Source organism: Mesorhizobium sp. M1088 (genome assembly GCF_040318575.1).
Classification (GTDB): Bacteria; Pseudomonadota; Alphaproteobacteria; order Rhizobiales; family Rhizobiaceae; genus Mesorhizobium.
Genome location: NZ_JAMYMO010000085.1, coordinates 1 through 5,399, shown reverse-complemented (window position 1 = coordinate 5,399; position 5,399 = coordinate 1). Strand labels below are relative to the sequence as shown.

The window sequence follows — 5,399 nt, the reverse complement described above, 5'->3', positions numbered from 1 at the left end:
CAAGCTCATCACGGACTTCCTCGCCAAGTAGCCTATCCGCTGCCCGCTAAGGCCGGCGCGCAAACCCGACGGAGAGCTACAATGACCAGCCAGCCCATGCTGGCCAGGACATCTTCTGACGCCGAGCAATTGTGTCGTCCTGAGCATCGACCACTAGCCGATCCAAGATGGCGTCCGTTGCCCTGATGGATCGGCGGACCCTGGTGTCCAATATCGTCGCTGTGGCGAAAATCGCGAGACTCTACAGCGCGCCCGCTGGTGGAGAGCATCTTTTGGCCGCCGTGCAAGGAAGCCGTCGAGGCTCATCCAGTGGACGGGATTTGTGCCGGCGCCTGGCCGATGAACTCCAAATAGAGATGCAGCTCTTCAGGCAAGAAGACGGCCCGCCACGTTCCGTGGGGGTCGCTGGCGATGCTATGGGCAAGAACGGTCATGACGATCACTCCTCTTGCCCAGCTTCGCCGATCTGCACGCGAGATTCCCTCCCCATAACGTACAAACGTTCTTAAATCTGGGGGTCGAACCAGAACTGCCGCCAAACCTTCAGTCATTACTTGCGGCTATTGATCGGGCCAAAGAGGGGCCGACCGAAGAAGTCCCTTAGCGCTGGCTGAGCTCAAAGCGGAAGAGTACAGAGGCTCGCTCCGTACTTGTTTCTCTGGTTCCCGCTAAGAAATTTCCATCAAACATTCTTCTTGATTTTTCCCGACAGAGGATCATGAATGTTCCGCGTGGGTTCTCGCTGAGGTGGGAGGCCTAGTATGAACGTTTGGACGAACTGCCGACCGAGCAAAGTGACTGCCCATAAGCTTGTTAAAGAGCTGATCTTACAAGCCGGTCGCGGCCAAATCATCTCCGTGAAAGAGACCATCGCAGCGGTGCGCCGAGCCGGGCCGCATCTGGTGGAAAGTGACTGCGCGCTGGTCGAGCTTATTGTCGAGATTGGCCCAGCCTTTGGCCTGTTCGTCGCGTTCGACCTTCGCGAATAGCCACATGGCAACCCATTGGTTCAACCCTCTATGAGATCGAGAGCGGCACGGGGAACTTCGCGCGAGCTGGTCATCCAATCCCGGCTCAGAGATTCTCACCAAATTATTCGCTTCCCCTTCGGAACCCTTTCACAACGAAAGTGTTTCAGACCGAATGTGGGAACGACCTTATGCCGGCACGACCAACAGCAGGGACAGCCTTTCAACGGCTGATCAGCTCAGAAGATAATCGTCAGATGCTCCGCAACAGGCTTGGTCTCGAAGTCGACGAGAAACTGCCGGCGTCCCTTGCTGCATTGTTGCAGGAGCTTGAGCGGCGAGAGCAGGTCGAGGTTGATTGGAGCGCCACCACTTTGGCAGCGCGGGCTTCTATGGCCTTCGACGAACCAGAAGGAAGCTTCAGTGACCCTCATGGCCATCCTGCGTAGGGGACGTGCCTTCCGAGGGATGATCAGTTCGGAAGACTACTGCCGGAAGCTGCGCAGGCTCCTAAGGTTTGTAGGCGAACCAACTCTGACACCGACGCTTGCCACACTGGCGCGGGAGCTTTCAGAGCAGTCTGAGCTGCGGAAGCTGGAATCGGCCGACAAAATTCCATAGTTGCCCGACATTTCCCCACATGACAACCCACTGGTTCAACCCTCCGATCCCTGTCAAGACTGAGCGTCTCGGGATCATCCGCAATGTCAACAACGCCGAGGCAGCCGGCGAGGAACTGATGAACTGGACCAAGCGTGGCCCTTGTGGGACGTCGCGGTGCGTGTTTGCATGGCCGTGATTTTCGACGAGATGGAACCTGAGAAGGCTCGCAAGGCGTTCCTGGCTGCTGCAAAAGAGGAGGGGACGTTACTCCCCCCCAATGGCAACTAGCTAACTTGGATGGCGGTAAAGATTCTCTGACCAACACCGCCTTCGCGAAAGGAGCCCGCCGCCGGTGAGGAAGAGAGGCGACGGACCCCCCCTACAGCGGCTGCACATCACGAAGAATCCGCTGCCGCCTCTAAACCCGCGAGGGCCTACATCGTTCCGTTAGCTGCGGCTAAACGGGGTTGGTCGGCGGGCTCTTGCGGCTTTAAGTTCCTCTTATGGGTCCTCTCTGGTTCTCTCTGACTTCGGATAGGAGGCGCGGGGGTCGCTTTCGCCGCTTCGGCGGTCCCGTCCGGCTGTGCTTTTCGGACAAACGCAAGGTATGAGTCCGAAGTATGCTACAATTTTCGGACACGCGTTGGCGGCCTCCATCGTCCTTCGGACGTGGCGCTCGGCCACCAGGCCGCGCGGCTGGTTGTCATCGTCCTCGGCTTCAATTCACATAGTGGCTACGCAGGTATTATTTGAGAAGTTGCACAGCGCATGGAATTCAAAGGATACACGGCCTTCGCGCTAATACGATAGCATCCCACCTTCCAGCTTCTCAAATTAAGCGCCTATCCTGACGCCAGTGTCCGTAAGGACCACCTGTCCTGGCATTGCCTATCAGTGCAACGACTTCGAGCGGGCCGCCGAGCCGCTGAGCAACTGTTGCACAGGACCAAGCAGCGTGGCCCAAATGGCTCAGCGCAGTGCAGCTCTGCCAGCATGCCTTTGATCGATCAGGTGAAACGCGAAGTGGTCCGCGGGGCGTTTCTCGAAACGGCCAAGGAACAAGGAAACCTACTGCCTCGTTAGCATCTGCGACTGAAAGCCCTACTCTCGGCCGGGCTCGAATCTAACAAAGAGCATCGTCGGCTCTGCAGCAAGGCGGCGGTCATGGAACTGGCAAGCGAGGACCCATTGGCTTGTCCGACTATCGTTGCGCCTTCAGCAGACGCTCTAGCGTTGAAAAGTCACTCATGTCGCGGTAGGGCGTCAGGTCAAGATCCTTGGGAATCTTCTTGAGCTTCTCTTCGGAGATCGGTTTTTCGTTCTTTTTGTTGACGGCCTGGTAAGCGGATCAGCCAACACCCGCCGCCTTCACTGCATCGCGTTCGGCTCGAAGGGCGATTTGATGCGCGTGCAGATAATGAAGCCCGAGTTCGTCTAGGAGCGCCTTTTCAACGATCTCGTGCGTTAGCAGAAATGGGGCAAGCCGGACCTTGGCCGATTTCCAATCCATAGTGCGAGGCATATGGCGATCGATATAAATCGTCCTGCCATCTTTGCTGTAGCCAGCAATGTATGGGATATCGAAATCATGAACGATCTTAACCCGACGATGCAGCGCCCGCACAGCGTCACTCAGTACATCATCGTCCAAGTCTTCGGAAACGTGGCGGACTTCATCTTCAAGCTTCATTTTTTCCACGCTGAGACCAGCGGCGCTTCCTCCCATAGACCGGGAGCCTTCCCGTGGACGGCCAACTGGGTGACCGGTGCCGGCCGGAAGAACTGCCACGTCGCCGGCCTTCAAGGACAATGTACGGCCCCTGTTGCCCCGAACCGAACCTTGCCGGTTCCGCGCGCAATCCCAAGCACTTCATTTTTGCGGGAATGGTAATGAACGTAGTGGTAGATGCCGTCCCGCCAGCCGCTACTCCAGCCATTGGCCTTGAAAAGCTCTTCCAGCACGGCTGCGGAGCCAACCTCAATGTCAAAGGCATAGGCCCGACGTCCATCCGCAAGGTGCTTTCTGCCGGCGAATCGGGCTCTCCCGGGACTGCGTTGCAGGCAGGCAGCGGGTCTGCGCCCGCTGCTGCCACATGGATGTCATCTCTATGGCTGCGGATTTCGTAAGGCGGGTTTCTCAAGCACGAGCACATGACTACCAAGAGGCGATGTGTGAGTGCTCTTGACCTGGAACCCCTCGTCAGAAAGCGTTTCGATGAATTCGCCATCCGTTCCAGGCGGAACGCGGGCAACGACGTTTGAGGTGCGCCTCACAATATTGGAAAGCACCCTTCGCGCCTTGCCTGGGCCGATGTTGCGCTGCATGTGCTGATAGACGGCCAGCAGCAGGACGATATCGTATTTCGGTAGAAGGATATTGCCGAGGCGCCGGCTGCCAAGATTCAGGCGATCGAACCTGGCATGTACCGGGGAGCCACTCAACAACATCTTTGCGGTCTCGATGTGCGGCTTGGCAATGTCGATCCCGTGGATCGAGCTGGGTTTCAGCTTGGATATCTCATAGGCGACAACACCCATATTGCAGCCAACATCGAGAATGGATTTTCCGGCGTAGTCGACCTTTGCGGAGAATAGCCCGTCAAGTCTGTCGTCCCACGTTCCGGCAAAACCCCTTTTGAATCTTGACCACCACAAATCATCAGCTCCTTTGAGAAGAGCCCCCTTGAGCGCCTCCTACCACGAGAGAATTAACGGTCGATACCCGTTCAACTGGAATTGATGACATTGACGAACCAAGGCAGGGACGTGTGCGGCCGCCTCACAACCCCATCACCTTGAGTGCCGCGGGAACCGCATAGCGGCTGCCATCATAGCGCATCCAGTAGGTCCGCTTCGCAGGCTTGCCAGGATGGGACTGGCATTCGCCATTATGGTCGGGGGAGGGATTATCGGTATTCGACCGCTCAATCGCGGTGATATCGTGATAGCCATGATGGCGCGCCGGGCTTATCGCCAGGCTGACCTGGCTGGAATGAAAGTATCCGGCGCAACTACCATCGCTATCGCCGCCAGAGCCGGCCACCACGAGGCCGTCGAGCACCACGCGTAGCGTATCATCGCCGGTGAGAGCGTATAGCCGCAGGTCGGTTTCAGTGAAGGGAGCGGTCAGCGAATGGTGCGCCATTTCGATGCGCAGGCCGAATGCGCTGACATTGGGGGCCAGTGCATAGCGGCCCGTGTCGAATTCCACCTTCTCGATGACAATCGCGTCATCGGTCATCAGACCGGGCTGGAGCAGGCGCTGGCGCACGCGCCGCGTATTCCTGTCGACGACCAGAAGCTCGATATCGCCGACATGCAGGTGGTCGCCGTTAGCGCTGTCAATCAGCAGCACTGCCACCAACAGCAGGTCGACATGGGCGGGCCAAATCTTGCAGACCAGGCCAAATGGCGCTTCGCTCTCCGTGAACGTTGAGGTGATGCTAGTATGAGGTTCAAGCGTGAACGAGGTGCCGTCGGCGCTCTTTCGGGCGTTGGGATAGGCCTGCTGCACCAGCGCGGCGGCATCCCCGCAATCGCCCGCCGCGGCCTTGGCGGGCGACAGGCTGGCAAGGGCGGCGCCGAGCAACAGGACAGGCAACACTATTCGCATGGAGTTCTCGCGTCGCAGGGCCGGGTTCGGCCAGGGCCCTTCTACGCGAGATTGGTGGCGGCGCACAGGGCAGGGAAGTGACGGATAGCTCCACCCGCTGCGTCAGGACCATAGTACGCATCCGGTGAAGACCGCAGACGTGCGCATCCGGCAGCCAGGAGAACCTGAGCACCGGAGTGCTGGGGTCAAGCTTTCTTTGGGGAGACGCGATGATA

Annotated in this window: 6 protein-coding genes and 2 pseudogenes; 3 read left to right on the top strand and 5 right to left on the bottom strand. The window is 58.2% G+C overall.

The genetic code is table 11. The features are described from left to right. Positions 1 to 302 precede the first annotated feature (302 nt). On the bottom strand, positions 303 to 434 hold the full coding sequence (locus tag NKH49_RS34300) for a hypothetical protein (RefSeq protein WP_352930064.1): 132 nt from the start codon (positions 432 to 434) through the stop codon (positions 303 to 305). A gap of 327 nt (positions 435 to 761) precedes the next feature. Between NKH49_RS34300 and NKH49_RS34295 the strand changes: the two genes are divergently transcribed. From NKH49_RS34295 to NKH49_RS34285, 3 genes and pseudogenes are all read left to right on the top strand, one after another. Continuing rightward, positions 762 to 989, top strand: coding sequence for a hypothetical protein (locus NKH49_RS34295; protein WP_352473844.1), 228 nt, complete (start codon positions 762 to 764; stop codon positions 987 to 989). A gap of 170 nt (positions 990 to 1,159) precedes the next feature. Further along, positions 1,160 to 1,417: a hypothetical protein gene (locus tag NKH49_RS34290; RefSeq protein ID WP_352473842.1), complete on the top strand. Its 258-nt coding sequence runs from the start codon at positions 1,160 to 1,162 to the stop codon at positions 1,415 to 1,417. 265 nt (positions 1,418 to 1,682) lie between these two features. Beyond that, positions 1,683 to 1,859: pseudogene (locus NKH49_RS34285) on the top strand (DUF982 domain-containing protein); the annotation flags it as partial. A 1,060-nt stretch (positions 1,860 to 2,919) separates the two neighbouring features. On the opposite strand, the gene NKH49_RS34280 reads toward NKH49_RS34285, so the two are convergent. From NKH49_RS34280 to NKH49_RS34265, 4 genes and pseudogenes are all read right to left on the bottom strand, one after another. Further along, positions 2,920 to 3,261: a hypothetical protein gene (locus NKH49_RS34280; RefSeq protein ID WP_352930066.1), complete on the bottom strand. Its 342-nt coding sequence runs from the start codon at positions 3,259 to 3,261 to the stop codon at positions 2,920 to 2,922. 69 nt (positions 3,262 to 3,330) lie between these two features. Next, positions 3,331 to 3,539, bottom strand: a pseudogene (locus tag NKH49_RS34275) (cupin domain-containing protein); the annotation flags it as partial. 138 nt (positions 3,540 to 3,677) lie between these two features. Further along, positions 3,678 to 4,226, bottom strand: coding sequence for a class I SAM-dependent methyltransferase (locus NKH49_RS34270; RefSeq protein WP_352819735.1), 549 nt, complete (start codon positions 4,224 to 4,226; stop codon positions 3,678 to 3,680). Positions 4,227 to 4,350: 124 nt separating this feature from the next. Beyond that, the gene (locus NKH49_RS34265) at positions 4,351 to 5,184 is read right to left on the bottom strand and encodes a PA3715 family protein (RefSeq protein ID WP_352930061.1); all 834 of its coding nucleotides are present in this window, start codon (positions 5,182 to 5,184) and stop codon (positions 4,351 to 4,353) included. Between the last annotated feature and the right edge of the window lie 215 nt (positions 5,185 to 5,399).

What these genes read in the sequence shown, in the direction of transcription:
- NKH49_RS34295 (WP_352473844.1), top strand. Translation starts at nt 762, where the DNA reads ATGAACGTTTGGACGAACTGCCGACCGAGCAAAGTGACTGCCCATAAG.
- NKH49_RS34300 (WP_352930064.1), bottom strand. Translation starts at nt 434, where the DNA reads ATGACCGTTCTTGCCCATAGCATCGCCAGCGACCCCCACGGAACGTGG.
- NKH49_RS34280 (WP_352930066.1), bottom strand. Translation starts at nt 3,261, where the DNA reads ATGAAGCTTGAAGATGAAGTCCGCCACGTTTCCGAAGACTTGGACGAT.
- NKH49_RS34290 (WP_352473842.1), top strand. Translation starts at nt 1,160, where the DNA reads ATGCCGGCACGACCAACAGCAGGGACAGCCTTTCAACGGCTGATCAGC.
- NKH49_RS34265 (WP_352930061.1), bottom strand. Translation starts at nt 5,184, where the DNA reads ATGCGAATAGTGTTGCCTGTCCTGTTGCTCGGCGCCGCCCTTGCCAGC.